Here is a 26,285-nt window from a genome sequence, read left to right on the forward strand (position 1 = left end):
TTGTGCGAGCGCGCGGGCTCGCCACGACGTCAGCTCAGATAGTCGGCGAGGCCGCGATAGCAGGTCGCCAGGTGATACGGCGTGGTCGACGGCATGTCCTTGCGGCTGACCTCGCCCTGATCGTCACGGCATTCGTGCCAGCCGCCGGCATGCAGGAAGCGCTGTTGCAGCGCCTGCAACTGGCGCAGCACCGCGCTTTCACTGCCCGGACGCAAGGTCAGGGCGCGCAGGTATTCGGCCTGTGCCCAGATGCGCTGGGTCGAATCCTTCCCGTGTCCTTGCGGATCGAGCATGGCCAGCACCGCACCGGTGTCGGCTTCTACGCCCTGTTGTTCGGTGAAGGCAAACGCACGATCCAGTGCCGCGTGCAGCTTCGACCCGCGCAACAGCGGTGAGGATTCGAGCAGGAAATACCATTCGAACTGATGCCCCGGTTCAAACCAGTTATCCACAGCCCCCAGCGGCTTTTCCATCAACACGCCTTGTTGCGGTTCGATGAAGCACCTGTGCATGGCTGTGCATAACTCGCTCAGCGCCTGCCGGGTCTGGGGATCTTCGCGCACGGCCAACGTGGCCAGGAAGGCTTCGGCCAGGTGCATCAGCGGGTTTTGCAACGGGCCGGTTTCCAGCGTGACCCAGTCGCGGTCGAGGCAGGCTTCGTAGAGGCCGTCACCCGTTGCGAATCGTCGGCCGATCACTTCCAGTGCGGCGTTGAGGGTCGATTCGACCAAGGGCTCGCGGGACTTTTCCCAGTAGTGAGCGCAGGCGAACAGGATGAAGGCGTGGGTGTAGAGATCCTTGCGCTGATCCAGCGGTTTACCCTGCGGATCGATGCTGTAGAACCAGCCGCCGTGCTCGGCATCGTGGAAGTGCCGTTGCAGGGAACGGAACAGCGCGGCCGCCCTTGCTTCGGCGTTATCCACAACCCCGATCAGGCTGGAAAACAGGTACAGCTGCCGTGCGCAGGCCATGGCTCGGTAACGCTGCGGTGGCAGCGGTTGATGTGCGGCGTCCAGCGCCTCGTAAGGCAACGCCATGTCGGCGTTCCAGCCCGGTCCTTGCCAGAGGGGCACGATCACGTTCAGAAAGTGCTGTTGCACTTCACCGAACAGGGTGGTCAATTCAGGCAGGGAGGTGGAGCGGGAAGCGTGGGGCATGGGCGGACGTCGTCACGGCAGGGGCGATTGCGCGACATGGTAGCAGAGAGACCGGCCTTAGAGACGCGGTGTCTGTCAGGCCGCTATCGCCAGCAGGCTGGCTCCCACAATGGATTTGCAGCGTACACAATCCTGTGGAGCCAGCCTGCTGGCGATGAGGCCGGATCAGGCGATAAAAATCAGCCAGCCAGCAACCACGCGCCCGTCACCGCCGAAGCCGCTCCGGCCAGTCGGACCAGCGGCGCAGCAGCCTGAGGCAGAAAACGCACGACCGCATAACCCGCCGCATGCAGCGCAGCCGTTGCGACCACGAAACCGGCGGCATACGCCCAAGGGCTCGACATGTCCGGCAACTCGAGGCCGTGGGCCACGCCGTGGAACAGCGCAAACAGCGCCGTCGCCGCCACTGCCATTACCAGCGGCGGACGCACCGCCAGCGCCACCGCCAGACCCAGCGCCAGCACCGAGGCGGCAATCCCGCTTTCCAGCGCCGGCAATTCCAGCCCTTCAAAACCGAGCAGGCCGCCGATCAGCATGGTTCCAACGAAGGTGCACGGCAGCGCCCAGCGTGCGGCGCCTTGCTGCTGCGCCGCCCACAGACCGACGGCCACCATCGCCAGCAAATGGTCGAGACCGCCGATCGGGTGGCTGATGCCGGCCACCAGGCCAGAGTCGCCGTGGCCAGGGTGGGCGAAGGCCAGGGCCGGAGTCAGCAGCAGCGCGACGGCGCCGAGAATGCGTTTGAGTGTCATGGATAAGCTTCCTTGTTGATCAGTGAATCAGGCTGCGGTCAGCAGGCCCTGGCGTTCGATGAAGGCAATGATGTCTTCCAGGCCCTGACCGGTTTTCTGGTTGCTGAACACGAACGGCTTGCCGTTGCGCATGCGTTGGGTGTCGCTGTTCATCATCTCCAGCGAGGCGCCGACCAGCGGCGCGAGGTCGATCTTGTTGATTACCAGCAGGTCGGATTTGCAAATGCCGGGCCCGCCCTTGCGCGGCAGCTTGTCGCCGGCGGAAACGTCGATCACGTAGATGGTCAGGTCGGACAGTTCCGGGCTAAAGGTCGCGGACAGGTTGTCGCCGCCGGACTCCACCAGAATCAGGTCCAGCCCCGGAAAACGCCGGTTCAGTTGATCCACCGCTTCGAGGTTGATCGAAGCGTCTTCGCGGATCGCGGTGTGCGGGCAGCCGCCGGTTTCCACGCCGATGATGCGTTCTGGCGCCAGCGCTTCGTTGCGCACCAGAAAGTCGGCGTCTTCGCGGGTGTAGATGTCGTTGGTGACTACGGCCAGGTTGTAGCGTTCGCGCAGCGCCAGGCACAGGGCCAGGGTCAACGCGGTTTTCCCGGAACCGACCGGGCCGCCGATGCCGACGCGCAGGGGTTGTGTGTTCATGTGATTCTCCAGATAAAAGGCCCTAGGAACGGAACAGGCGGCTGTACTGGCGCTCATGGGCCATGCACGCCAGGGACAGACCGAACGCGGCGCTGCCGAGGTGTTCGGGATTGATTCGGGTGGCATCCTGCTGCGCCTGTTGCAGCAGCGGCAGCAGTTCGCTGGTCAGGCGCTGGGCGGCTTGCTGGCCCAGCGGCAAGGTTTTCATCAGCACCGCGAGCTGGTTTTCCAGCCAGCTCCACAGCCACGCGGCGAGGGCGTCCTGCGGGCTGATCTGCCAGGCGCGCGCGGCCAGTGCCCAGCACAGGGCCAGATGCGGCTCGGCGCATTGTTCGAGAAAATCCCGCGCGGGCTGATCGAGTTCGGGCAGGCCGTTGAGCAATTGCTGCAACGAATAGCCCATCTGCCGGCTCTCTAGATGCAGCTCGCGGGTTTCGCGGCTGGCGCGATGGCTTTCGCAGAGCTTGCGCAATTCATCCCAGTTTTCATCCGCTGCGGCTTGGCAATGGGCAAGCAACATGGGCGCCTCGAACCGCGCTAGGTTGAGCAGCAATTGATCGCTGATCCAGCGGCGGGCGCTGTCCGGGCTGTCGACGCGACCGTTATCCACCGCCATTTCCAGGCCCTGGGAATAGCTGTAGCCGCCAATCGGCAATTGCGGACTGGCCAGGCGCAGCAGCGCCCAGGCCGGGTTCACAGACGGACGCCGAACTGATGGAGTTTCGGCGCGTAGTTGAAGTCTTCGTCACCGTGCCGCGAATGATGATGGCCGCCCCCGTAGGCGCCGTGTTCCGGCTGGAACGGCGCTTCGATCGATTCCACGGCGGCGCCGAGCTGTTCGAGCATCGCCTTGAGCACGTAATCGTCGAGCAGTCGCAACCAGCCGTCACCGACTTGCAGCGCCACATGGCGGTTGCCCAGGTGATAGGCCGCACGGGTCAGTTCAAAGGCGTTGGCGCAGGTGACGTGCAGCAATTGTTCGGGGCGGGCGCAGACTCGGACGATCCGGCCATCTTCGGCTTGCAGGCATTCGCCGTCATATAGCGGCGGTTGACCGCGCTCCAGAAACAGTCCGACGTCCTCGCCTTCGGCACTGAAACAGCGCAAGCGGCTTTTGCTCCTGGCTTCAAAGGTCAGGTGCAACTCGGCGGCCCAGACGGGGTGGGGCTCGATTCTGCGATGAATCACCAGCATCGGAAAGCTTCCAGCAATGGACAATGCTCAGGCTAGAGCAAGGGGCTTGCCAATCGGACGAAGCGTAGGAAAACCCTGTCGGAGCCTAGTGGATGTTTCAAGATGTTGCAGGATTGCGGGGTGTTTTGGTGCATGAAGTTTTTTTCATGCACCAATTTGCAGCGCAAAAAAAATCGCAGCTCCAGGCTGCGATTTTTTGCTTTCTCACTCGGTACTGCCGAGCCCTTGCCAGTGCTTCAACCCGATAAAGATGAAGCGCAACTGCTGGGTGATCTTCGCCTGGGGCGTCAGATGCTCGGGCAGGGCTTCGGCGGGCGGGTCGATGATGTCCGGCAGGGTGGCGAACACCGATTTGACAATCAGGTCGGCCATTACGCTCAGGCCTTCGCGATTGAGGTGCTGGAGCTTGGGCATCAAGGCCAGATCCGCCGCCAGGTCGGAGCTGATGTCCTCCCGCAAACGGCCAATGGCCTGACGCACCGGCAACGATCCACCGTACTGCTCGCGGGCCAGAAACAGGAATTGCGAACGGTTGGCGCTGACCACGTCGAGGAAAATCCGCACCGACGCATCGATGATGCCGCCCATGACGAATTCGTTGTGGCGTACCAGGCGGATGGTTTCGCGGAAGGTCTGGCCGACTTCGCTGACCAGTACCAGGCCGAGTTCGTCCATGTCGGCGAAATGCCGGTAGAAACCGGTGGGCACGATGCCGGCGGTTTTCGTCACTTCACGCAGGCTCAGGCTGCCGAATCCTCGGCCGCTTTCCATCAAGTGGCGGGCAGCGTCCATCAGGGCGTTGCGGGTCTGTTGTTTCTGTTCGGCGCGGGGCAGCATCGCAAGGGTGTGTTCTTAGGCAAGACAAGCGCCGCACTCTAGCAAATCGGCTTTGTCGGCGTCGAACGGCAGCGGGGGAGATGGAGCAGGGAAATCGCGACTTCTTTATACAGGCTGCTGAAAAGTCAAAAGCCCAATCCGGGGATTGGGCTTTTTTTCCAGGCCGCCATGGGCTTAGCTCAAAGCGCTGTTGCGTTCGATCACACGGTCACCACCACCTTCGGCCAGCGTTTGACCTTGTGGGGTGCGATCGGAACCGTCGGCTGCCAGGGTTTGGCCCTGTGGAGTGCGATCGGAACCGTCAGATGCCAGGGTTTGGCCTTGTGGGGTGCGTTCAGAACCGTCAGATGCCAGGGTTTGACCTTGTGGAGTGCGGTCCGAACCGTCTTGAACCAGACCTTTCTGTTCCAGACGATCACGGCCGCCTTCAGCTACGGTTTGACCTTGTGGGGTTTTGTCATAGCCATCTTGAACCAGACCTTTTTCTTCCAGACGGTTACGACCGTTTTCAGCCAGGGTCTGGCCTTGTGGAGTGCGGTCCGAGCCATCAGCGGCAACAGTCTGGCTGAACACCGAGTGGCTGGTTTTGACTTGCGGAGTCGCTTGATCGGCAGCTGGCAGGGCGAAAGCGGTGCTGGCCAGCATCGAGAGGGTAAGACTGAACAGAAGTTGGCGTTTCATGATGGGTTGCTCCTTGGGAGGGCGATAAAGTGGGTACGAGGGCAATGCTACTCTCGATAAGTCGATATAAAAGTTCATAAACACAATGGTAATAATCAACAGAATTGATTGTTCGCTTGAGAGGCTCTAGCTCGGGCGTTTCAGGCGGGCGGTTTTGCACTGCGGTGGGTATTTTCCACCCACTCGCGCCCCGCAAAAGTGCGGGTCCGGTAACGCCAATTCGACCGATCGGTCAGAATGGCGACCGTTTTTTCCCCTCGCTGGGGCTTTGGATTAAACCTGCGGGCTGTTTGTCAGTCACAGATTTCATGAGGGCCATCACGGCCCGTCGTTTCAGCTGCGTCGTGCCAATGGATGCAGTCGTCTTCAGGAGCTTTGTGCAATGACGCGCACGCGTAAAATCTTCGCCTGGACCTTCGCCACCCTCGTGCTGTTACTGGCAGTGCTGGTATTGATCATCGTGTTCTTCGACTGGAACCGCATCAAACCGCCGCTCAACGCCAAAGTCTCGGAAGAACTGCATCGACCGTTCGCCATCAACGGCAACCTGTCGGTGGTCTGGCGGCGTGAGCTCGACGAGGGCGGCTGGCGCGCCTGGGTGCCGTGGCCGCATGTGGTTGCCGAAGACCTGACGCTGGGCAATCCCGACTGGTCGAAGCAACCGCAGATGGTCACCCTCAAACGGGTCGAGCTGCGCATTTCGCCACTGGCCTTGCTGGCGCAACGGGTCGCGATCCCGCGCATCGACCTGACCGAACCCAACGCGCAACTGCAGCGTTTGGCCGACGGCCGCGCCAACTGGACCTTCAAGTTCGATCCCAAGGACCCGAATGCCGAGCCCTCGAACTGGGTGGTCGACATCGGCGCCATCGGCTTCGACAAGGGCCACGTCACCCTGGATGACCAGACCCTCAAGACCAACCTCGACCTGCTGATCGATCCGCTGGGCAAGCCGATTCCGTTCAGCGACATCGTTGGTGACAAAGCCGCGAAAACCGCACAGGACAAAGTTGGCGCACCGCAGGATTACGCCTTCGGCCTGAAAGTCACCGGCCAGTATCACGGCCAGAAACTCGCCGGCCAGGGCAAGATCGGTGGCTTGCTGGCTCTGCAGGACGCGAGCAAACCGTTCCCGTTGCAGGCCCAGGCGAAGATCGGCGATACCAGCGTCGAACTCGCCGGCACCCTGACCGATCCGCTGAACCTCGGCGCCCTCGATCTGCGCCTGAAACTGGCCGGCGCCAGCCTCGGCAACCTGTATCCGCTGACCGGCGTAACCCTGCCGGATACCCCGCCTTATGCCACCGACGGCCATTTGATCGCCAAGCTGCATGAGCCGGGCGGGGCGCAGTTCCGCTATGAACAGTTCAACGGCAAGATCGGCAGCAGCGACATCCATGGCGATCTGGCCTACGTCGCCAGTCAGCCACGGCCCAAGCTGAGTGGCGCGCTGCTGTCTAATCAATTGTTGTTTGCCGACCTCGCGCCGCTGATCGGTGCCGATTCCAATGCCAAGCAGAAGGCCCGTGGCGGCGAGAGCAAGCAGCCGGCGGACAAGGTGTTGCCGGTGGAAGAGTTCAAGACCGAGCGCTGGCGCGACATGGACGCCGACGTCGAATTCACCGGCAAACGCATCGTCCACAGCGAAGAACTGCCGTTCACCGACCTCTATACCCACCTCAAACTCAACGACGGCGAGCTGAGTCTGGAGCCGCTGCGCTTCGGCGTGGCCGGTGGCAACCTCGATGCGCAGATTCGCCTCAACGGTCGCACCGAACCGCTGGAGGGCCGGGCCAAATTGACCGCGCGCAAGTTCAAGCTCAAACAGCTGTTCCCGACCTTCGAACCGATGAAGACCAGTTTCGGCGAGCTCAACGGTGATGCCGATATCGCCGGTCGCGGCAACTCGGTGGCCAAACTTTTGGGCGGTGCCAACGGCAACCTGAAGATGCTGATCAACGACGGCGCGATCAGTCGCGAGTTGATGGAGCTGGCCGGGCTCAACGTCGGCAACTACGTGGTCGGCAAGATCTTTGGCGACAAGGAAGTGAAGATCAATTGCGCGGCGGCGGACTTCGATATCAAGACCGGTCTGGCGACGACAAGACTGTTTGTGTTCGATACCGAGAACGCAATTATCTACATCGACGGCACAGCGAACATGGCCACCGAGCAACTGGATCTGACGGTGACGCCGGAATCCAAGGGCTGGCGTTTGATTTCCCTGCGCTCGCCGTTGTATGTACGGGGCAAGTTCATCAAGCCGGATGCCGGGGTGAAAGCGGTGCCGCTGATGTTGCGCGGGGCGGGGATGGTGGCCTTGGGCGTGATCGCTGCGCCGGCGGCAGGGTTGCTGGCGCTGGTGGCGCCGAGTGGTGGCGAGCCTAACCAGTGCGCGCCGCTGCTGGAGCAGATGAAGGCGGGCAAGGCGCCGGTGACTGTCAAACCTACCAAGTAATTGCAGCAACCCGATCGTTCCCACGTCGAACCGTCTGCGTGGGAACGTCGCCATGGACGCTCTGCGTCCGCTCTTGGGACGCTGAGCGTCCCGGGATGCATTCCCACGCGGAGCGTGGGAACGATCGGTCAGCGGGGGGAGCGGGGATTAGAGGTCCTTCAGAATATCCGCCATGTCATCCGCATGCTCTTCCTCCTGAGCCAGGATGTCTTCGAAGATCCGGCGCGTGGTCGGATCCTTTTCACCGATGTACTGGATGATCTCGCGGTAGCTGTCGATGGCGATCCGCTCGGCCACCAGGTCTTCGTAAACCATTTCCTTCAAGGTGTTGCCGGCCACGTATTGCGCGTGGGACATCTTCGACAGCAGGTCAGGGTTGAACTCGGGCTCGCCGCCCAGTTGCACGATGCGCTCGGCGAGACGGTCGGCGTGTTCGGCTTCCTGAGTGGCGTGCTCGAGGAACTCGTCGGCGGCGACGTTGGCTTTCAGGCCGTTGGCCATGAAGTAGTGGCGCTTGTAGCGCAAGACGCAGACCAGTTCGGTGGCCAGCGATTCGTTGAGCAGGCGCAGCACTTCTTCACGGTTGGCGCTGTAGCTTTCGGTCACTGCGCCGTTTTCCACGTGCTGGCGTGCGCGCTCGCGCAGGGTTTGAACATCAGACAATTGCAGGTCACTCATTTCAGTCTCCTGGAGGCTAATCCGATTGGCGTCACGTTCTGCTGACGTGATCGTTACCTGGTTGTGAGTGATGAACGTTGCAAAAAGTTTTGTCGGATTCAGCGCGGGGCATGCCCGGAGAGCTGCGCCTCTTCGCGCAGCCAGGCAAAAAACGCCTTTACCGGCGTATGCCGCTCGCGGCCCGGTACACAAAGCGCGCTGTAACCGGCGCCGTCGACCTGCACTTCGTCCTTGTACGGCACCAGCAGACCGCTGGCGACGCTCTCGGACACCAGAATATTGCTCGCCAGCACCAGCCCCTGTCCGGCAATGGCTGCTTGCAGCGCGTAGTGCTCTTCGTCGTATTCGCGGACGGCCGGTTGCTGATTGAGCCAGTTCTCGCCTGACTGCGCGCACCAGGCTTCCCAGCCGTGGGCGTACAGTTTCGAGTTGTGCCAACGCACGCTGATCAGTGCCGGGGTGCGACGGGCGGCCAGCGTCACCTGTTCCGGCGAGCCGTACACGCCGAACGATTCATCGAACAGGCACAACCCGTAGAGGTTCGGGTAATCGTCGAGGCTGTAGCGCAACACTAGATCGACACTGGCGTCCTGATGCAGATCGATCACTTCGCAATGCGTATCCAGCCGCACATTGATGTTCGGATGTTTTGCGTAAAACCGCCCCAGTCGTGGTACCAGCCACAGCGCGGCGAACGCGGCGGTGGTCGACAGCGTCAGGCTGCTGCCGCTGCGTTGCGGGCGCAGGGTGTCGACGCTTTGCGCCACCTCCAGAAATGCGCCGTGCAAGCTGCGAAACAGCCGCTCGCCACCCTCGGTCAGGCGCACCTGACGCGGCAGGCGTTCGAACAGCGCCACGCCGAGCCAGTCCTCCAGCGAGCGGATCTGATGGGAGATCGCCGTCGGCGTCACCGCCAGTTCTTCGGCAGCTGCCTTGAAGCTCAACAGGCGTGAGGCGGATTCGAACGCGCGCAGGGCGGTCAGCGGCAATGAAGCGAACATGGAAACTCCACGGATGAAATCAATTCATCCCGACTGATTTTTGCTCATTTGAGGCGATGACGTGGGTGCTGCAATCTGGCGCCACACCGTCACTCAAGTCTAGTCCCAAGGAGATTCAGATGAGCAAGATTCTTGTGATCCATGCCAGCCCTCGCGGTGAGCGTTCCCATTCGCGGCGTCTGGCAGAAACCTTTCTCAGTGCCTGGCAAGTCCGTCATCCACAGGCTCAGGTCACTCGCCGTGAAGTCGGCCGGGCGTTGATTCCGGCGGTGAACGAGGCGTTTGTCGCGGCGGCGTTTTATCCGGATCCCGAGGCTCGGCCGCTGACGATGCAGGCCGATCTGGCGCTCAGCGATCAACTGGTGGGCGAGTTGTTCGATCACGACCTGCTGCTGATTTCCACGCCGATGTACAACTTCAACGTGCCCAGCGGCCTCAAGGCCTGGGTCGATCAGATCGTGCGGTTGGGTCTGACGTTCGACCATACGCTGGACAATGGCATCGCCCAATACACGCCACTGCTGCACGGCAAAAAGGCGCTGATCGTCACCAGTCGCGGCGGTTTCGGTTTCGGCCCGGGCGGTGAGCTGGAGGCGCTTAACCACGCCGATCCATGGCTGCGCACCGCGCTTGGCTTCATCGGCATCAACGATGTCACGGTGGTCGCCGCCGAGGGCGAGGAATCCGCCGAGCGTACCTTCGCGGTGTCGGTGGCCGAGGCCGAGCAGCGCTTGCTCGACCTGGCCCGGGAGTTCTAGGTGGCCTGGCTGTTTCTGCTGATCGCAGCGGGGTTCGAGGTCACCTTCGCCATGGGCATGAAGTACGCCGAGGGTTTCACCCGGCTCTGGCCGTCGCTGATTACCGTGGTCGCGGCGGTGGGCGGGGTGTACTTCCTGACCCTGGCGATGCGCGAGTTGCCGGTGAGCATCGCTTATCCGATCTGGACGGCCATCGGCTCGCTCGGCACGGTGTTTCTCGGATTCGCCCTGCTGGGCGAGAGCCTGACGCTGGTGAAGTTGCTGTCCGTGGGGCTGATTGTGGCGGGGGTGGTGGGGCTGAAGTAGGCTGGTCGTGGAGTTGTCATCATCGAGGCGGATGCTTGGCGGGCGTTTTGCACGCCCTGCATCCACTCACCGAACACAAGGATGTTTGCCCATGTCGCAAGATTCGGCCACACGTTATCCACTGGTGCTGGTGCCGGGAATGCTCGGTTTCATCCGTCTGGTGCTGTACCCGTACTGGTACGGAATCATCAAGGCGTTGCGCCGGGGTGGTGCGACGGTGATTGCAGTGCAGGTGTCGCCACTCAATTCCACCGAAGTGCGCGGCGAGCAGTTGCTGACGCGCATCGATGAAATCCTTCGTGAGACCGGCGCGGCCAAGGTCAATCTGTTCGGCCATAGCCAGGGTTCGCTGACGGCACGTTACGCGGCGGCCAAGCGACCGGATCTGGTGGCGTCCGTGACGTCGGTTGCCGGGCCCAATCACGGTTCGGAACTGGCCGACTATCTGGCGAAACACTATCCGGCGGACAGCGCCAAGGGCCGAATCCTCGAGGCGCTGTTGCGTTTTGTCGGCTGGCTGATGGCGCTGCTGGAGACCGGCTACCACGGGCCGAAACTGCCGGTGGATATCCACGCCTCGCACCATTCCCTGACCACCGAAGGCGTGGCGCTGTTCAACCAGCGTTATCCACAGGGCCTGCCGCAAACCTGGGGTGGGCACGGGCCGGAAGAGGTCAACGGCGTGCGGTATTACTCGTGGTCCGGCACCTTGCAGCCGGGCAAGACCGATCGCGGTGGCAACCTGTTCGATGGCACCAACCGCAGCTGTCGGTTGTTCGCCAAAACCTTCGTGCGCGAGCCGGGGCAGTGCGATGGCATGGTCGGACGCTACAGCTCGCACCTGGGCACGGTCATCGGCGATGACTACCCGATGGATCACTTCGACATCGTCAACCAGTCGCTGGGACTGGTCGGCAAAGGCGCGGATCCGGTGCGGCTGTTCGTCGAGCACGCCGCGCGGTTGAAAGCCGCCGGGGTCTAGGCGGCGCTCGGGGTGCGGGAGCGACCGAGGACGGTGGTCCAGCGCTCGGAAAGAATCACCCCGCCCAGCGTCAGCAAGCCACCGACCAGGTGATACATCGCCAGTTGTTCCTTCAGCACCACTGCGGCAATCAGCGCGGTGATCAGCGGCAGCAGGTTGAAGAACAGCGTGGTCCGGCTCGGGCCCAGACGCTGCACGGCCTGCATCCACGCCAGCGGCGCAAGCATCGAGGCCAGCAGGCACGCGTACAGCACCAGCGGAATGTTCTGCAGGGTCAGGCCGGTTTTCGGTGAAGTCGCGTACAGCGGAAACAACACCACCACCGCCACCAGCACCTGCAAATACAGCAACACCAGCGGCGGCAGGCGCAGTTGCCATTTTTTCAGCAGGGTGCTGTAGATCGCGTAGGCGAGGGTGGCAATCAACATCATCGCGTCACCCAGGTTCACCCCGTGTTGCAGCAGTGCGCCGAGGCTGCCGGAGGACACCACCACCAATACACCCGCGAATGAAAGTACGGCTCCGACCAGTGCGCCGGCGGTCAGGCGCTGGCCGAGGCTGATGATCGCCATGGCCAGCGACATCAATGGCATCAACGACAGGATGATGCCCATGTTGGTGGCGCTGGTCATGGTCGCAGCGAAGTAGGCCAGGCTCTGATAGACCGCCATGCCGAGCACGCCGAGGATGAAAATCTTGCCCAGATTCGGGCGGATCTGCGGCCAGTGCGCGATCACCTTTTTCAGCATGAACGGCGTGAACAGCAGACCGGCGAGCAGCCAGCGGTAGAAGCCGATCTCGGCGGGAAAGATCGCACCGACCGCGAGCTTGTTGATCACGGTGTTACCGGCCCAGATAAAAATCGCCAGCAGGGGAAACGCGTATTGCATGGGAGGAGAAACCAGTACGTTGATGAACGGTGATTATCCCCTGTCTGGATGCAGGCCTATACTGCGAACCGGACAACCCGCCCCTGATTACGGACAGCATGAACAGTAAACACATCGATCTGCTGGATTTCAGCGAACTGCCGTCGGCGGTGTATTTCCGCTATGCCGACTTCAACGCCCATGAATACGCCGCGCCGCACCGCCATCCGTGGGGCACGCTGGAGTACGCGGCCCACGGCGTGCTGCACATGGATGTCGACGGCAGCCGCTTCATGTCGCCGCCGCAATACGCGGTGTGGGTGCCGCCGCAGGTCGAGCACAGTTTCTACAGTCATCAGCCGGTCAATTATCGGGCGGTGTGCCTGGCGCCGGATGTCTGTTGCGACTTGCCGGCGCAGGCCTGCACTCTGGCGATCAGCGACATTCTCAAGGCGATCCTCAAGGACTTCGCCGCCCGTGATGTGAAGATCCCGGCGTTCGAAGCCGACCAGCGCCTGGCCCAGGTGCTGGTGGATCAATTGCGCCAGGCGCCGGTTCACCAATGCTATTTGCCTTACGCCAGCAGCCCCGGTTTGCTGACCATTCTCGAAACCCTGCAGGCCGAGCCCGGCAACAATCAGCCGCTGGCGCACTGGGCGGCGCAGGTGCATGTCAGCGAGCGCACTCTGGCCCGGCAATTCGTGCGGGAATTGGGGATGAGTTTTGGCGAATGGCGCCAGCGGCTGCGCTATCTCGCGGCCATCGAGGCGCTGGAGTCGGCGCGCAGCGTGCAGGAAATCGCTTTTGATCTCGGCTACAGCAGCGGCTCGGCCTTCATCGCCATGTTTGCCCGGCAGGCCGGATGTACCCCCGAACAATACCGGCGCAGCCATCTTGAGGGCAGGAAGGTGTAACAAGCTTTGACTACACTCAGCCGGAGGCCGCCTCCATCGAGGCGGCGCCAAGGAGAAAACTCCATGAAGATGCTGCGTGTCCCTTTGTTGATGATCGGTCTGCTGCTGTGCTCCCAGGGTTTCGCCGCCACGGCGCAACAGAACAAAATGACCACCTGCAACGCCGACGCCACGGCCAAGAGCCTCAAGGGCGACGAGCGCAAAGCCTTCATGAGCACCTGCCTCAAGGCAACCCCGGCAGCAAACGACGCCAAGGCCCTGACCCCGCAGCAACAGAAAATGAAAACCTGCAACGCCGATGCGGCCACCAAGGCGCTGACGGGTGATGCGCGCAAGACCTTCATGAGTGATTGCCTGAAGAAAAAATAAAGCGGGTTTGAGTGGTGACTGGCAGATGTGTCCGGCTTGGGATCCAGGCCCTCACCCTAACCCTCTCCCAGAGGGAGAGGGGACCGATTCGGGGATGGCTGGTTTTTGCGCCGACCTGAACGTGCGGCGCTGAATCCGGAATCGACCAGGTATTTCAGGTTACGGGAGTTCTCTAAATCTACTCGGTCAGTTCCCTCTCCCTCCGGGAGAGGGCTAGGGTGAGGGGGGGGGCTCAAGCCGAGCCCCAAACCTACAAACACCGCATATCCCTAGTGCTCCCCAAGGATCGCTGGCAGACTGCCAATCCTTTTACGCCGTTCGTTTTGAGGCTGTATGCCAACGTTTTCTGAGCGTCATGTAGTGTTCTGGGTCAGTTGCATCATCATTTTCGGCGGTCTGTTGCTGGTGTTGCCATTGCGTCTGCTGCCCAGCCTGCTGGCCGGGTTGCTGGTGTTCGAACTGGTCAACATGCTCACCCCGCAACTGCAACGGCTGATCGAAGGTCGCCGTGCGCGGTGGCTGGCGGTGGCGCTGCTGGGCACGTTGGTAGTGAGTGTGCTGGCGTTGATCTTTGCCGGGGCCATCAGTTTCCTGTTGCACGAGGCGGAAAACCCCGGCGCTTCCCTCGATAAATTCATGGGCGTGGTCGACCGCGCGCGCGGGCAGCTGCCGCCGTTTCTCGACAGCTACCTGCCGGCCAGTGCCGCCGAATTCCGGGTGGCCATCGGTGAATGGGCGAGCAAGCATTTGTCCGACCTGCAACTGGTGGGCAAGGACGCGGCGCACATGTTCGTGACGCTGCTGATCGGCATGGTGCTGGGCGCGATCATCGCCTTGCAGCGGGTGCCGGACGTCACCAAGCGTAAACCGCTGGCGGCTGCACTGTTCGACCGTCTGCACTTGCTGGTTCAGGCGTTTCGCAACATCGTCTTCGCGCAGATCAAGATTTCCCTGCTCAACACCTTCTTCACCGGGATCTTCCTGGCGGTGATCCTGCCGATGTTCGGGATCAAGCTGCCGCTGACCAAGACCCTGATCGTGCTGACCTTCCTGCTCGGTCTGCTGCCGGTGATCGGCAACCTGATGTCGAACACGCTGATCACCATCGTCGGCCTGTCGCTGTCGATCTGGGTGGCGATTGCGGCGCTGGGCTATCTGATCTTTATCCACAAGCTCGAATACTTTCTCAACGCGCGCATCGTCGGCGGGCAGATCAGTGCCAAGTCCTGGGAGTTGCTGCTGGCAATGCTGGTGTTCGAGGCCGCGTTCGGCCTGCCGGGGGTGGTGGCGGGGCCGATCTATTACGCGTATCTGAAGAGTGAGCTGAAGCTGGGCGGGATGGTTTAAAAGCAGCTGCGAGTTTTGAGCTGCAAGCCGCAAGAAAAAGGCAAGAGCGGTGGTCGCTCTTGCCTTTGCTTTTACTTGTAGCTTGAAGCTTGCAACTTGAGGCTGGCGTTAAACGCCGTAGCGTTTCATGGCTTCAATCGCCAGACCGCTACCGATACTGCCAAAGATATTCCCTTCCACATGCCGCGCGTTCGGCAGCATCGCCGAGACGCTGTTGCGCAGAGCCGGAATACCGCTCGAACCGCCAGTGAAGAACACCGTATCAACCTGACCCACCGCCACGTTGGCGTCTGCCAGCAACTGGGTGACGCTGCCGCGCACGCGCTCCAGCTGCGACTCGATCGCCGACTCGAACAACGCCCGGGTCAGTTCCACGCTCAGGCCCGGCTCGATGCGATCCAGCGGCACATGGCGGCTGTCGTTGTGGGTCAGGTGGATCTTGGTTTCTTCCACTTCCATCGCCAGCCAGTGCCCGGCGCGCTGTTCGATCAGCTTGAACAGACGGTCGATGCCGCCGGTGTCCTCGATGTCGTAACGCATGCTGCCCAGGGCCAGGGTCGATTTCTGCGAGTACACCGAGTTGATGGTGTGCCAGGTCGCCAGGTTCATGTGGTGACTGGTCGGCATGAACGCGCCGCTTTTCATGCGGCTGCCGTAGCCGAACAGCGGCATCAGGCCTTGCAGGCTCAATTGTTTGTCGAAGTCGGTCCCGCCGATGTGCACGCCGCCTGTGGCGAGGATGTCGTCGTGACGGTTATCCACACCACGACGCTCTGGCGACAGGCGCACCAGCGAGAAGTCTGACGTACCGCCGCCGATGTCGACGATCAGCACCAGTTCTTCCTTTTCGATGGTCGACTCGTAGTCGAAGGCTGCGGCAATCGGCTCGTACTGGAACGACACGTCCTTGAAACCGAGTTTGCGCGCCACTTCCACCAGGGTGTCTTCGGCTTCCTGGTCGGCCAGCGGATCGTCGTCGACGAAGAACACCGGGCGGCCCAGTACAACCTGCTCGAACTCCCGACCGGCGGCAGTTTCCGCGCGGCTCTTGAGCTGGCCGATGAACAGCCCGAGCAAGTCCTTGAACGGCATCGCGGTGCCGAGAACGCTGGTGTCGTGCTTGATCAGCTTGGAACCGAGCAGACTTTTGAGCGAGCGCATCAGCCGGCCTTCGTAGCCTTCCAGATACTCGTGCAGCGCCAGACGGCCGTATACCGGACGGCGCTCTTCGATATTGAAAAAGACCACCGACGGCAGGGTGATCTTGTCGTCTTCCAGCGCGATCATCGTTTCCATGCCGGGGCGCAGCCAGCCGACGGTGGAGTTGGACGTGCCGAAGTCGATGCCGCAGGCACGGGCTGGAGAGGCGTCTTTCATGGTCTTTCGGTTCCGGTCAAAAAAACGGCCGCGCAGTGTATGTCAGTGCGCGACAGATTCGAAGGCCGGTCATCTGCTATTTCACGACTAAGCTTGCTTGAAACTCGGCGCTTTGCCCCAAACTTGCTGGCATGGGCCGGCAGAAATACCGGCGGTCGCAAGAACCGCCGTCCACTGCCGATAAACTTCTGCTGCGCCACCCGGTCACAAACTTGAGATCGGTCAACCCGGCACGCGCGAATAGGCGCATGCTGGGATCGGCGCGAAATCGATAACGGATGGTGATTCCTTCGATGGACTTCAAAGACTATTACAAGATACTCGGCGTGGAGCCGACGGCTGACGACAAGGCAATCAAGGCTGCCTATCGCAAGCTGGCGCGCAAATACCACCCCGATGTCAGCAAGGAAAAGGACGCCGAGGCCAAGTTCAAGGACGCCTCGGAAGCCTATGAAGCGCTGAAAAGTGCCGACAAACGCGCCGAATACGATGACCTGCGCCGTTACGGCCAGCACGGTCAGCCGTTCCAGGGCCCGCCGGGCTGGCAGAGCCGTGGCGGCTTTGGCAACAGTGGCGGTCAGGACACCGGTGACTTTTCGGACTTCTTCAGTTCGATCTTCGGCAATCGCGGCCCCGGTTTCGGTGGTGGCGCTGGCCGGCAATCCCGCAGCGCCGGACGGCGAGGGCAAGACGTGGAACTGGAACTGCCGATCTTTCTGGAAGAGACGCTTTCGAACGAATCGAAAAAGATCAGCTTTCAGGTGCCGCAATACAACGGTTCGGGCCAGCACGTCAGCAACACCAGCAAGAGCCTGAACGTGAAGATCCCGGCCGGCGTGGCCGACGGCGAGCGCATCCGCCTCAAGGGTCAGGGCGCACCGGGCATTGGTGGCGGCGCCAATGGCGATCTGTATCTGACCATCCGTTTCGCGCCGCACCCGAAATTCGACGTCGAAGGCGAAAACCTGATCATCACCTTGCCGCTTGCTCCCTGGGAGCTGGCGCTGGGCGCCGAAGTGGCCGTGCCGACCCTGACCGGCAAGATCAACCTCAAGGTCCCGGCCGGCAGCCAGAATGGCCAGCGCATGCGAGCCAAGGGCCACGGCCTGCAGAATAAGGCCGGCGAGCGCGGTTATCTGTTCGTCCAGCTCAAGGCCGTGATGCCCAAAGCCAACGGCGATGACGTCAAGGCGCTGTGGCAGGAACTGGCGAAGAAGGCCGCCTTCAATCCGCGAGAGAACTTCTGATACTGACGACGGAGTAGCCCATCATGAGCAGCCCCCTGATCGTTCAACTGGACATGGCAGAATTCTGTGAGGCGGCCGACCTGTCGGACGTCTACGTGATCGAAATCGTCGAGCACGGCATCCTCGAACCTCAGGGCACGCAGCCCCGGGAATGGCGCTTCACCGACTACGAACTGGCCCTGGCCAAACGCGCCGCCAAGCTGCGGCGCGACCTTGACCTGGAATGGGAAGGCGTCGCCCTGGCGCTGGACCTGCTGGAAGAAGTGCAGGAGTTGCGATCCGAGAACCGCATGCTCCGTCAGCGTCTGGCGCGGCTGGTGGTCGAGTAGCGCTTCAAACCTGTCTGGGCAGCGTCACGCTGAACAGCGTTCCGTCGGCTTCGCTTGAACTGACTTCGATCGTCCCGCCGTGGGCGGTCACCACTTCCTTGATGATGAACAGGCCCAGACCGAGGCTGGTCGACGGCTGGCCGAGTTCTTCGTCGGCACTGCGCACCAATGGATCGAAAATCGTACCGATGGCTTCTGCGGGAATGGGGTTGCCGCAGTTGTGCACGGTCAGAAGCACGTGCCCGGCTTCTCCCTTCAACGTCACGATCACTTCGCGCGGATCAGACCCATGCTGCAAGGCATTGCCGATCAGATTCTGCAGCAGTTGATCGATCCGTCCGGCATCCCAGTTGCCACGGGTGTCACCCTCGGTTTTCAGTGTCGGATCACTTTCCGGATTGCCGGCGCAGGCTTCGGCGATGGCCGCGCGCGCCGCGTCGGCCAGGTCCATCGGTGCCGGTTCGATCGGCAGGCTCTTGCCCAGGCGGCTGCGCACCAGTTCCAGCAGGTCGCTGACCATCGCCGCCATATGCCGCGCACCCTGTCTGATGTTCAGCGCGCAGGTCAGCGCATCGCCTTCCAGCGCCGTTTTGCGCATCAGCAACTCGGTGGACATGCTGACCGCTTGCAACGGTGCGCGCAGGTCATGGCCGAGGATGGCGAGAAAGATATCCCGTGAATGAGCAACCTGTTCGGCGTAAGCGGCCGTCGATTCGGCCAGGGCTTCATCAACGGCTTCGTTGAAACGGATCATGTCCTGGAAGTACGCGATGTCCGGTGATTCCAGACTGTTGACCCAGAGGCGGATCACACAGGCACGCAAATGACGGAACTCGGACGTCATCTGCACCAGGTCGAAACCCACTGTATGGCGCAACTCTCCGTGGCTGGCACCGGCCTCGTCCAGGCTCGGGGTTTTCTCCGGGCCTTCGCCTTTGGCTTTGGCAATCTGCTCGCTGGCGGTCTGTGCGGTGTCCATGTCGCGGGCGGCGGCCAGCAGAATCTCTCTGGCATGATCGCGCAGCGCCGTTCTGTCCATGGTCTCGGCCGCCGGGGTGATGGTCCTGGCGAACTGTTCCCACTCCTCGACGATGTGATCCGCGTGTTGCCGGATAAATTCGGATAAACGCATGTCCGGGTTCCTGGAAATTCAAGTCGGGGCGTTCGAATATTAGCCCCTTTGGGCGGGAATGAAAGTGCCGCTCGGGCCTGAAATCTCCGCTGACAAGACGCCGTGCCGCGATACCTATGTACCGCCGCCGTTGAGGCTCGCCATGGTCTGCTTTCGCTCCATTTCAAGGAGTGAAACCATGCCCGAAATCCCTGTCTCCCTCTCTTCAACCGATAACGTCACCTCCTCGCCGGGGCCGCTCGCGACGCAAAGTCTGCACGCCGATTTCCTGCACAAGGCCAGCCCGGACTGGTTGGTCAACGCACCGGTTCGGCAGCAGGACGCGCTGAAAAATGCCAATGCCGCCACACCGGACTGGTACAGACGCGCATCGCGCGATCAACGCAAAGCCGTGGGCGATGCCGTGACCGCCAGCGTCGCCGCCCAGACCCGCCTGGACAACGCCATGTCAACCTTTCAGGACATCGACAGCTTCGCCGCGCCGTTGTTGACCAGGGCCCTCAAGGACCGCTTCAACGTGACGCTGGACGTCGACAAGACCTGGCTGGTGCTGAACAAACCGGTGGAGATGGGCATCTTCGCCATCGACATCGATTACTTTGAGGTATTGAAACTGCCTCTGCTACAGGCGGCGCTGCACAACTTCGAAGCCCGCGAATGCAAAAGCGGGGCTTTTCATGAAACATCGGGATTTCGCAGTGAAAGCCTGGAACCCGGCACCCTTGCGCCGTTGAGCACTTCCCTGACGGTCGAGCAGTTCACCGGCCTGTGCCGCTCGCTGGATATCGGGGCGAAATACCAGGCTTACCTCAAGGATTTCCTGCACCCCAGGGACGCGGTGGCCGAGCACGCGCTGCGCGATAAATTCATCGACGCCCATAAAACCGCATTGCGTGCGGCTGCCGAACTGGCATTGGTCAAAGGTGATATCGGGCGTGAAGACTACGCCTCGATTCGTTCAATCCTCGACGGTGAGCTGGCACCGGTCCAGGGCGATCGGCAGATATGGTTTCGCGATCTGAGCCTGATGGGCCGGCGCATGACTGGCTGCGTCATGTTCACGATCTGTGAGAAGTACCGTTACAGCGACGATTCGATTCTGTATATCCCGGGCGATCCCTGTCACCCGCTCAAGCGCTACAGGGGCGGGGAGATGGCCGCGATGTTCAAGCGGCGGTTCACCGCACCCGATGCTACTCAGGCTCATCCAGCGGAACCCAACGGCTACCAACGGTTTTTCAGCCAGTTCGTCGCGTATGGCGACCGCTCGCGTTACTTCGGCCAGTTCACTGACGACCCGCCGAACCGTACGCTCGCCCAAAGGCTGGCTCCCTATGAAGCGCTGCTCAATGAGTTTTACAAAGCGGTCAATCCATTCAACGCCGCCCTGACCGGTATTCACGAACTGCCGCCTGCGCCGTCGATCGAGCAGGTGCCGAACACCGATCCCTATCTGAACCCGGTCGGCCTGCCGCGCAAAGGCCATGGCATCTGGGCGCAAAACGTTGACTTGTGGGATTACCTTTATCACCGGCATCGCGACCGGATGATGGACGATGCCCGCAGCCATGCAGTGCCGACGGCGGATGTCGATGCCAAAGTGCGTTCGGAAAAATTCGCCGGATTGTTGAACATCGGCATGCTGGTGCTGATGGGCGTCTCGATGTTCGTGCCGGTTTTGGGTGAAGTGATGATGGTGGTGATGGCCGGGCAACTGCTCGAAGAAACCCTTGAAGGCGCCATCGAGTGGAGCGAGGGTGATCGCAAGGCCGCCAAGGCGCATCTGATCGATGTCGCGCAGAACCTGGCGTTGATTGCCTTGATGGCGGGTGCCGGCAAAGGGCTCGCCCGGCTGACCGCCGCCCGATCGACACCGGTCATCGAGAACCTGCATCAGGTGGAAATGCCCGACGGCACGGCCCGCTTGTGGAAGCCTGATCTGAGTGGCTACGAGAGTCCGGTCACACTGGACGCGAACGTTGTACCGAATGCGCTGGGGCAGTACGAGTCGGGAGGAAAAACCTGCATCCGCCTCGACGGCAAGACTTACCAGCAGACTTACGACGAGTCGCTCAAAGCCTGGCGCATCCAGCATCCGAGCGATTCGCAGGCCTATCAGCCGCCCCTGACGCATAACGGCGCCGGTGCATGGCGGCATACCCTGGAACGCCCGCAGGACTGGGACCGGTTGATGTTGTTGCGGCGTATCGGCCACAGCACTGACCCGTTTGCTGACGAGCAATTATTGACGATGGCCGATGTGGCCGGTGTCACCGACAACGCCTTGCGCAAGATGCACCTGGACAACGCCTTGCCGCCGCCGGAACTGGCCGATGCCATGCAACTGTTCAACGCCGAGCGCGATGCCGGATCGATCGTCGAACAGGCAACCGGCACTCAGGCAGTCGACAGTCGCTTCATGCATCTGTTGCCGCTGCTTCCCGACATGCCACGCTGGCCGTTCGGGCGCAGGCTGCAGATCTTCGACAATCCTGACTTCTCGGGGCGGGCAATCGGTTACGGGACGAAGCGCGGCGGCAAGGCGCCGATCCGGATCAGCCGGGCCGAGGTGCTGAACGGTGAGCTACCGAGCCGGATACTCGCGGCACTGGATGAGGCGGAGACGGTGCGTCTGCTGGGTGGCGAGCCTGCACGGGTTCGCGCGTCGAGGGCCCAGGAGTTCTCCAGGCAGATTGCCGACTACGCCAGCGCGCACCAGCCTGCGTTGTTCGACAGTCTTCTCAAGGCAACCGAGCCAGTCGAGCCCCGGGCGGCAAAGCTGCAACGAGTCGTCCCCGGGCTGACCGGGCGGGCCGCAACAGCTGCGTTGGGCGAGGCCAACGCCGAGGAACTGGCCCGATTGGACGGCACTGCGAAGGTCCCTTCGCATTTGCAGGAGCTCGGTCGCTGGTATGGCCAGCAAGGACGCCTGACCCGGGCGCTGGCCGGGTTGCGCAGTGAGACCATGGCCTCGCCCGACAGCCGTCATCTCGCGTTGCAGACATTGGGTCGGCTGCCGGGCTGGTCGGATGACGTGCGTCTGGAACTCCGCGAAGGCAGTATCAGCGGCCCGCTGCTGGATGCCATCGGCAGCGAAACGGCCTCTGCGCACAAGTATCTGGTCAAGTACGCCGATGCCTTTCAAGCCGCCAACGAGCGTGGCGAGCCGCTCAATGGCATTCCCCACAGGGGGGATAACTTTTTCAGCTCGTTGATGCATGCCTTGCCCGATCCGGCACGGCAGGCGCTGGGGCTGCCGCATGTCGGACAGAGCGTCGAGCTGCAAGGTGCGATCGCTGAACGAGCGCTTGCCGAGCGCAGTCAGTCGGCCTGGCTTCTGCGTGCAGGCGCCGCAGAAAAACCATGGTTCAAGCCGCCGGAACGTATTGCCTCCCGACTGCTTGGCTATCGCGCGAGTGGCGATGGGCCGGGGCCGGATCCGTCGTTGACCGGTCACGTCCAGAATGTCTACCCGGATCTTACCGATGTTCAGGCACGCGGTTTCATCCTTGAACAATGGCGTCTGGGCAAGAATGACCAGCAGATCTTTCATTTGCTCAATAATCGATTGAGCGAGTGGCGGAGTCTGGAAACAACGCTCGATCAATGGTTGATGTCGCAGAATTTGCGTTTGCGCGCTTCTCGGGACGAGTTCGTCAGTGTGGTGCAAAACATCAAGGACTGTTGGCGCAATGCACCGTTGGCCGGACACGATCCGCAAGCGGCCCGCCTGACGCTGATCAGTGACGCGTCGCTGCCTTCGTTGGCGGCGGACTTTTCCCATGTGCGCGAACTGATGTTGCGCGTTCCGGTCGTGGGCGACACGCTTGCGGCATTTCCCAATGTCGAAAAACTGACATTGACCGCCAGTGTTGCGGAGTTCGACAAAGTGCTCGCGACGTTGAGGACGTTGCGGCACATGACCCGCCTGAAACTCTCCACACCGATTACCGGGCAAGTGGCGACACGGCTTCGGGAACTGAACCGGCTTGAAGAGCTGGAGCTGCACTGTTCCTCTGGAGGCATGAACCCGGTGGTGCCCATGACGCTCGACGTCGGCGGCATGCGCCAATTGCGCAGGCTCGAAATCGGCAGCCCGCAAATGCACCAGTGGCCGCGCGGTGTTCTGGACTTGCCACGACTGGAACGCCTGAATTTGCGATCAACCGCGATCAATAGCCTGCCGATGGAAATCTATGAAGGCCATCAGCGGCTGTTGTCCGGCCTGTCGCTGGACTGGTCGAAATTCCCGCGTCGGGTGTTCAAGCCGATCTACGAATTTATCCGCAGCCAGCCCCGGCATTTGATCGATCTGGACGAAATGGTCGCGGATTACTGCCGCGGTGAGCTCAAGCGTTTTGTCGGCATGGAGCCGAGCCTTTTCGATGTCCTGAGTACGGGGTTCAAGGCGCAATGGCCAGACATCGGCAGCCGCTTCGCCGCGATCGAAACCCTGAGCGAGCAGTTCAGCGAACTCAACCGGCTTCAGGAGTGGGTCGGTTCCGAGCCGACGGTCCTCAACGGCGGTGCAGTACGTTCGGCAGTGGCCGAGGCGCTGAAGACCAGCTGGCGCAGCGGGTTGTTCCAGCGTTATGGCGCGCGCACCGAGAGCCTGTTTTACAACCTGTATGTCAGCCTGCCCAATGATGCCTCGGTGCTGGATATTCTCGGCTCGCCGGTGGACAGTCTGCCGGCCCTGTCGCCTGAGGGGTTCGCTCATGTCAGAAGTCTGAATCTGGCCGGGTTGCAGGCCCCGGTCGAACAGTTGCGCGGTTTTATCCGCACGTTTCGCGGGGTCGATAACCTCGACCTGAGCCATTGTGGCTTGACCGAACTGCCGCTGGACTCAAGCGATCTGCCGGCACTCGAAACCCTGAACCTGCATGACAACCCGCTGAACAGCATCGATGTGCGCGGGATGAATCGCCTGATGGCACTGGACCTTAGCGCGACGACCCTGCGCGAATGGCCGGTCGGTGCGGAGTCTCTGCCGGAGCTGACCTGGCTGGATCTCAGCGACAGTCAGTTGACCGCGCTGCCGGAGGCGTTGCTGGCGCGTGATGCGTTGTTGCTTGATACCAGCCTGGTTGGCACACCGCTTACCGAGCAGGCCAAAGTGTCGCTGGGCAGTGCGCGCCAGCGCATCGAAGAGGCCAGAGGTCTGATGCCTGGATCGCTTCAGCGCTTTGCCCTGGAAGAACCGCGCCATCGCACGCCGCCTGCGGAAAGCGGCTCGGTGATCGCCCGGCGGTTGCTGCCGCTGCCTCCGCTCACGGCAACGGGCGAGGGGGCGGCCGGGTGGGCTGCTCGCGTCCGGCGTTTGCGTCCGCAGTACGACAGCGCGCAGGCGCAGCAGGCGATAGTACGGATGCAGGGCGCCGGGTTGACCGAGGTGCAGATCGGTGCGCGAATCGACGCATGGGAGCAGACATTCGAGTCGCTGACCCGGCGTCTGAACGATTGGCTGTTCACCCATGAAACCCGCGGCATGGATTGGGTCGTGTCATCGCGCACCCGCCAACTTGCGGCGCAGCGGATCATCGAATGCTGGCGTGAAGGTACGATTGACTGGAATGGCGTGACTGATCGAGAGCTGAACCTCGAAGGTCTGCAAGTCGGCAATCTGCCCGAACTGTCAGAGGCGTTTCCTGCGGTGAGCACCCTGAATCTGGCGGGGGTCAAGCTTTCCACCGATGGCTCCAGTGCTTTCCTCAGGGCATTCACGCAGGTGCGAAAGCTCAACCTCAGCGGCAACCACTTGCCGGCAATCCCTGAGCCTGTCGGGCAAATGCGTCAGCTGGAACGACTGGAACTGTCACTCACCGGCCTCGCGGATTCCGCAGCGCTGGATCAAGCGCTCGAGGGGCTGTCGCAGTTGCAGTGGCTGGACCTGAGCCATAACGGCCTGCGCACATTCAGCGTCACTCGTCTCGAGCGACTGGAGCGGCTGGACCTGCGTGACAACCTGCTCACGGCATGGCCGGAAGGCGTGCTGCAAGCGCCCCGTCTGCGAGTGATCGACCTGAGCAACAACGAGATCTCGTCGATTCCTGTCGAGTTGTACGACCGCGACCATGCCATGTTGCTCGCCGGCAGCAATCTGTCGGAGAACTACGAGATATCGCAGCAAAGCCTGATGCGCCTGCGTGAGTACGCCGATGCCCATGGGCGTCGCGATGTGTTGGGTATGACGTATGCCGATATCGACCGGATGATCGATGACATGGAAAGTACGACCGAAAGCGACGACGAAGGCGCGGGTACAGAGAGTGATGCAGAACCGGATGAAGTGGTCCCGACACTCGCTGAAAGCATCCTCGAACAACAAGCCGCGCCCTGGATTGAAAACATCCCGCAAGAGGACGCCGCACGATATCGGGCCATGTGGCAGCGGTTGGCTGCCGAGCCTGACAACGGGGCGTTCTTCCATCTGTTGTCGCGGATGCCGGATACCGAAGAGTTTCGGGTATTTCGCGCCGACCTGACCCGGCGCGTGTGGGAAGTTGTCGAGGCGGCGGATGGCAGTCAGGAGCTGCGCGACACGCTGTTTTCGATGGCGACCACCCACACCACCTGTGTTGATGGCCGCACCCTGGCGCTCAGTGAAATCGAGGTCAAGGTCTTCGAGTACAACGCCTTGCGACACTTGCAGCCCGGCCTCGCGGCGAAGGGGCGCGCCTTGCTCGACTTGTCGCGGCAGCTGTTCCGCCTGGGCGAGGTGGAAAAACTGGCCGCACGCAGCATGGGCCGTCACGCCGATCCGGCGGAAGTGCGACTGCAATACCGGATCGGTCTGACTTCAGGCTGGGAGGACGGTCTGCAACTGCCGGGGCAACCCAGCCACATGCGATTTGCCCGGCCGATCAGGGGCGAGGAGCTGGTGACCGCGCGTGAGGCGGTGGTGAAAGCCGAAAAAGGCGAGCGGTTCTATGAAGAACTGATCAGCCGCGATTACTGGGTGCAGTACCTGACCGAGAAGTACCCGGATGAACTCGGTGCGCTCAAGCGCAGCGCGGATGAAAAGCTGCAACGACTTGAGGACGAATATGAGGGCGTGACCAGCACGGCATACCAAGAGGCGGTACAGGCGCTCGAGATCGAGCGTGGTATCGAGCGCAATCAGCAACTGATTGCCCTGTCGCGCCTGGAAACCGGCGAACCGGTGACGGTCGGGCTCGACGATGAGCAGCCTGGCACTTCAGGTTATCTGATGGACACCTCAACCCGCTGAGGCGCTGTCAGCCCCGATCGTCGA

At 61.8% G+C, this 26,285-nt stretch carries 22 protein-coding genes; 10 read left to right on the forward strand and 12 right to left on the reverse strand.

Translation table 11 applies throughout. From position 1 onward, the window contains the following. Positions 1 to 29 precede the first annotated feature (29 nt). From ABFB52_RS03930 to ABFB52_RS03960, 7 genes are all read right to left on the reverse strand, one after another. Positions 30 to 1,157, reverse strand: a complete 1,128-nt coding sequence (locus tag ABFB52_RS03930; protein ID WP_129973465.1) for an AGE family epimerase/isomerase — start codon at positions 1,155 to 1,157, stop codon at positions 30 to 32. A gap of 179 nt (positions 1,158 to 1,336) precedes the next feature. Then, complete coding sequence (locus tag ABFB52_RS03935) at positions 1,337 to 1,909, reverse strand: HupE/UreJ family protein (RefSeq protein ID WP_064379124.1); 573 nt, start codon at positions 1,907 to 1,909, stop codon at positions 1,337 to 1,339. Positions 1,910 to 1,936: 27 nt separating this feature from the next. Beyond that, positions 1,937 to 2,551, reverse strand: a complete 615-nt coding sequence (gene ureG, locus ABFB52_RS03940; protein ID WP_007950645.1) for an urease accessory protein UreG — start codon at positions 2,549 to 2,551, stop codon at positions 1,937 to 1,939. 22 nt (positions 2,552 to 2,573) lie between these two features. Then, the gene (locus tag ABFB52_RS03945; RefSeq protein ID WP_129973466.1) at positions 2,574 to 3,248 is read right to left on the reverse strand and encodes an urease accessory protein UreF; all 675 of its coding nucleotides are present in this window, start codon (positions 3,246 to 3,248) and stop codon (positions 2,574 to 2,576) included. Further along, on the reverse strand, positions 3,245 to 3,745 hold the full coding sequence (gene ureE, locus ABFB52_RS03950; protein ID WP_129973467.1) for an urease accessory protein UreE: 501 nt from the start codon (positions 3,743 to 3,745) through the stop codon (positions 3,245 to 3,247). The genes ABFB52_RS03945 and ureE overlap by 4 nt, the downstream gene beginning before the upstream one ends. Before the next feature lie 204 nt (positions 3,746 to 3,949). Further along, a complete protein-coding gene (locus ABFB52_RS03955) occupies positions 3,950 to 4,582 on the reverse strand; it encodes a TetR family transcriptional regulator (protein ID WP_007950628.1) in 633 nt (210 codons plus the stop codon). A 174-nt stretch (positions 4,583 to 4,756) separates the two neighbouring features. Further along, complete coding sequence (locus tag ABFB52_RS03960; protein WP_102688377.1) at positions 4,757 to 5,263, reverse strand: hypothetical protein; 507 nt, start codon at positions 5,261 to 5,263, stop codon at positions 4,757 to 4,759. Between the two features lie 382 nt (positions 5,264 to 5,645). On the opposite strand from ABFB52_RS03960, the gene ABFB52_RS03965 reads away from it, so the two are divergent. After that, the gene (locus tag ABFB52_RS03965; RefSeq protein WP_129973468.1) at positions 5,646 to 7,721 is read left to right on the forward strand and encodes an AsmA family protein; all 2,076 of its coding nucleotides are present in this window, start codon (positions 5,646 to 5,648) and stop codon (positions 7,719 to 7,721) included. A 147-nt stretch (positions 7,722 to 7,868) separates the two neighbouring features. Here ABFB52_RS03965 and ABFB52_RS03970 read toward each other — a convergent pair whose 3' ends face one another. Beyond that, positions 7,869 to 8,399 (reverse strand): ferritin-like domain-containing protein, encoded by a 531-nt coding sequence (locus ABFB52_RS03970; RefSeq protein ID WP_011332217.1) that lies wholly within the window; start codon positions 8,397 to 8,399, stop codon positions 7,869 to 7,871. A gap of 98 nt (positions 8,400 to 8,497) precedes the next feature. Beyond that, the gene (locus ABFB52_RS03975) at positions 8,498 to 9,400 is read right to left on the reverse strand and encodes a LysR substrate-binding domain-containing protein (RefSeq protein ID WP_129973470.1); all 903 of its coding nucleotides are present in this window, start codon (positions 9,398 to 9,400) and stop codon (positions 8,498 to 8,500) included. A 119-nt stretch (positions 9,401 to 9,519) separates the two neighbouring features. Here ABFB52_RS03975 and ABFB52_RS03980 point away from each other — a divergent pair, with 119 nt between their 5' ends. The 3 genes from ABFB52_RS03980 (at position 9,520) to ABFB52_RS03990 (ending at position 11,446) form a co-directional block, all read left to right on the forward strand. Beyond that, the gene (locus ABFB52_RS03980) at positions 9,520 to 10,158 is read left to right on the forward strand and encodes an NAD(P)H-dependent oxidoreductase (protein WP_129973471.1); all 639 of its coding nucleotides are present in this window, start codon (positions 9,520 to 9,522) and stop codon (positions 10,156 to 10,158) included. Further along, entirely contained in the window at positions 10,159 to 10,464 is a 306-nt protein-coding gene (locus ABFB52_RS03985; protein WP_011332220.1) for a multidrug efflux SMR transporter, read from the forward strand. A gap of 91 nt (positions 10,465 to 10,555) precedes the next feature. After that, positions 10,556 to 11,446, forward strand: coding sequence for a triacylglycerol lipase (locus tag ABFB52_RS03990; RefSeq protein WP_102688374.1), 891 nt, complete (start codon positions 10,556 to 10,558; stop codon positions 11,444 to 11,446). Here ABFB52_RS03990 and ABFB52_RS03995 read toward each other — a convergent pair. Then, positions 11,443 to 12,336 carry a DMT family transporter gene (locus ABFB52_RS03995; RefSeq protein ID WP_085746531.1) on the reverse strand — a complete coding sequence of 298 codons (894 nt, stop codon included), beginning with the start codon at positions 12,334 to 12,336 and terminating at the stop codon, positions 11,443 to 11,445. The genes ABFB52_RS03990 and ABFB52_RS03995 overlap by 4 nt on opposite strands. 98 nt (positions 12,337 to 12,434) lie before the next feature. Between ABFB52_RS03995 and ABFB52_RS04000 the strand changes: the two genes are divergently transcribed. From ABFB52_RS04000 to ABFB52_RS04010, 3 genes are all read left to right on the forward strand, one after another. After that, a complete protein-coding gene (locus tag ABFB52_RS04000; protein WP_129973472.1) occupies positions 12,435 to 13,229 on the forward strand; it encodes a helix-turn-helix transcriptional regulator in 795 nt (264 codons plus the stop codon). A 63-nt stretch (positions 13,230 to 13,292) separates the two neighbouring features. Next, positions 13,293 to 13,598: a PsiF family protein gene (locus tag ABFB52_RS04005; RefSeq protein WP_085746533.1), complete on the forward strand. Its 306-nt coding sequence runs from the start codon at positions 13,293 to 13,295 to the stop codon at positions 13,596 to 13,598. A gap of 333 nt (positions 13,599 to 13,931) precedes the next feature. Next, positions 13,932 to 14,945 (forward strand): membrane protein, encoded by a 1,014-nt coding sequence (locus tag ABFB52_RS04010; RefSeq protein ID WP_007950612.1) that lies wholly within the window; start codon positions 13,932 to 13,934, stop codon positions 14,943 to 14,945. Positions 14,946 to 15,053: 108 nt separating this feature from the next. On the opposite strand, the gene ABFB52_RS04015 is transcribed toward ABFB52_RS04010, so the two are convergent. Continuing rightward, complete coding sequence (locus ABFB52_RS04015) at positions 15,054 to 16,322, reverse strand: Hsp70 family protein (protein WP_129973473.1); 1,269 nt, start codon at positions 16,320 to 16,322, stop codon at positions 15,054 to 15,056. Positions 16,323 to 16,615: 293 nt separating this feature from the next. Here ABFB52_RS04015 and ABFB52_RS04020 point away from each other — a divergent pair, with 293 nt between their 5' ends. Further along, positions 16,616 to 17,569 carry a DnaJ C-terminal domain-containing protein gene (locus tag ABFB52_RS04020; RefSeq protein ID WP_102688381.1) on the forward strand — a complete coding sequence of 318 codons (954 nt, stop codon included), beginning with the start codon at positions 16,616 to 16,618 and terminating at the stop codon, positions 17,567 to 17,569. A gap of 23 nt (positions 17,570 to 17,592) precedes the next feature. After that, complete coding sequence (locus ABFB52_RS04025) at positions 17,593 to 17,898, forward strand: chaperone modulator CbpM (RefSeq protein WP_085746536.1); 306 nt, start codon at positions 17,593 to 17,595, stop codon at positions 17,896 to 17,898. A gap of 4 nt (positions 17,899 to 17,902) precedes the next feature. Here the strand turns inward: ABFB52_RS04025 and ABFB52_RS04030 are convergent, their stop codons facing one another. Next, positions 17,903 to 19,030 (reverse strand): sensor histidine kinase, encoded by a 1,128-nt coding sequence (locus tag ABFB52_RS04030; protein ID WP_085746537.1) that lies wholly within the window; start codon positions 19,028 to 19,030, stop codon positions 17,903 to 17,905. A gap of 178 nt (positions 19,031 to 19,208) precedes the next feature. Between ABFB52_RS04030 and ABFB52_RS04035 the strand changes: the two genes are divergently transcribed. Next, a complete protein-coding gene (locus ABFB52_RS04035; protein ID WP_165369551.1) occupies positions 19,209 to 26,261 on the forward strand; it encodes an NEL-type E3 ubiquitin ligase domain-containing protein in 7,053 nt (2,350 codons plus the stop codon). Positions 26,262 to 26,285: the final 24 nt, after the last annotated feature.

It is taken from the genome of Pseudomonas sp. 9.2(2024) (assembly GCF_039695385.1).
Classification (GTDB): Bacteria; Pseudomonadota; Gammaproteobacteria; order Pseudomonadales; family Pseudomonadaceae; genus Aquipseudomonas; species Aquipseudomonas paraglycinae.

Bases quoted from the DNA above. Each gene is read 5' to 3' on its own strand.
- ABFB52_RS03930 (WP_129973465.1), bottom strand. From the start codon at position 1,157: ATGCCCCACGCTTCCCGCTCCACCTCCCTGCCTGAATTGACCACCCTG.
- ABFB52_RS03935 (WP_064379124.1), bottom strand. From the start codon at position 1,909: ATGACACTCAAACGCATTCTCGGCGCCGTCGCGCTGCTGCTGACTCCG.
- ureG (WP_007950645.1), bottom strand. From the start codon at position 2,551: ATGAACACACAACCCCTGCGCGTCGGCATCGGCGGCCCGGTCGGTTCC.
- ureE (WP_129973467.1), bottom strand. From the start codon at position 3,745: ATGCTGGTGATTCATCGCAGAATCGAGCCCCACCCCGTCTGGGCCGCC.
- ABFB52_RS03955 (WP_007950628.1), bottom strand. From the start codon at position 4,582: ATGCTGCCCCGCGCCGAACAGAAACAACAGACCCGCAACGCCCTGATG.
- ABFB52_RS03960 (WP_102688377.1), bottom strand. From the start codon at position 5,263: ATGAAACGCCAACTTCTGTTCAGTCTTACCCTCTCGATGCTGGCCAGC.
- ABFB52_RS03965 (WP_129973468.1), top strand. From the start codon at position 5,646: ATGACGCGCACGCGTAAAATCTTCGCCTGGACCTTCGCCACCCTCGTG.
- ABFB52_RS03970 (WP_011332217.1), bottom strand. From the start codon at position 8,399: ATGAGTGACCTGCAATTGTCTGATGTTCAAACCCTGCGCGAGCGCGCA.
- ABFB52_RS03975 (WP_129973470.1), bottom strand. From the start codon at position 9,400: ATGTTCGCTTCATTGCCGCTGACCGCCCTGCGCGCGTTCGAATCCGCC.
- ABFB52_RS03980 (WP_129973471.1), top strand. From the start codon at position 9,520: ATGAGCAAGATTCTTGTGATCCATGCCAGCCCTCGCGGTGAGCGTTCC.
- ABFB52_RS03990 (WP_102688374.1), top strand. From the start codon at position 10,556: ATGTCGCAAGATTCGGCCACACGTTATCCACTGGTGCTGGTGCCGGGA.
- ABFB52_RS03995 (WP_085746531.1), bottom strand. From the start codon at position 12,336: ATGCAATACGCGTTTCCCCTGCTGGCGATTTTTATCTGGGCCGGTAAC.
- ABFB52_RS04000 (WP_129973472.1), top strand. From the start codon at position 12,435: ATGAACAGTAAACACATCGATCTGCTGGATTTCAGCGAACTGCCGTCG.
- ABFB52_RS04005 (WP_085746533.1), top strand. From the start codon at position 13,293: ATGAAGATGCTGCGTGTCCCTTTGTTGATGATCGGTCTGCTGCTGTGC.
- ABFB52_RS04010 (WP_007950612.1), top strand. From the start codon at position 13,932: ATGCCAACGTTTTCTGAGCGTCATGTAGTGTTCTGGGTCAGTTGCATC.
- ABFB52_RS04015 (WP_129973473.1), bottom strand. From the start codon at position 16,322: ATGAAAGACGCCTCTCCAGCCCGTGCCTGCGGCATCGACTTCGGCACG.
- ABFB52_RS04020 (WP_102688381.1), top strand. From the start codon at position 16,616: ATGGACTTCAAAGACTATTACAAGATACTCGGCGTGGAGCCGACGGCT.
- ABFB52_RS04025 (WP_085746536.1), top strand. From the start codon at position 17,593: ATGAGCAGCCCCCTGATCGTTCAACTGGACATGGCAGAATTCTGTGAG.
- ABFB52_RS04030 (WP_085746537.1), bottom strand. From the start codon at position 19,030: ATGCGTTTATCCGAATTTATCCGGCAACACGCGGATCACATCGTCGAG.
- ABFB52_RS04035 (WP_165369551.1), top strand. From the start codon at position 19,209: ATGCCCGAAATCCCTGTCTCCCTCTCTTCAACCGATAACGTCACCTCC.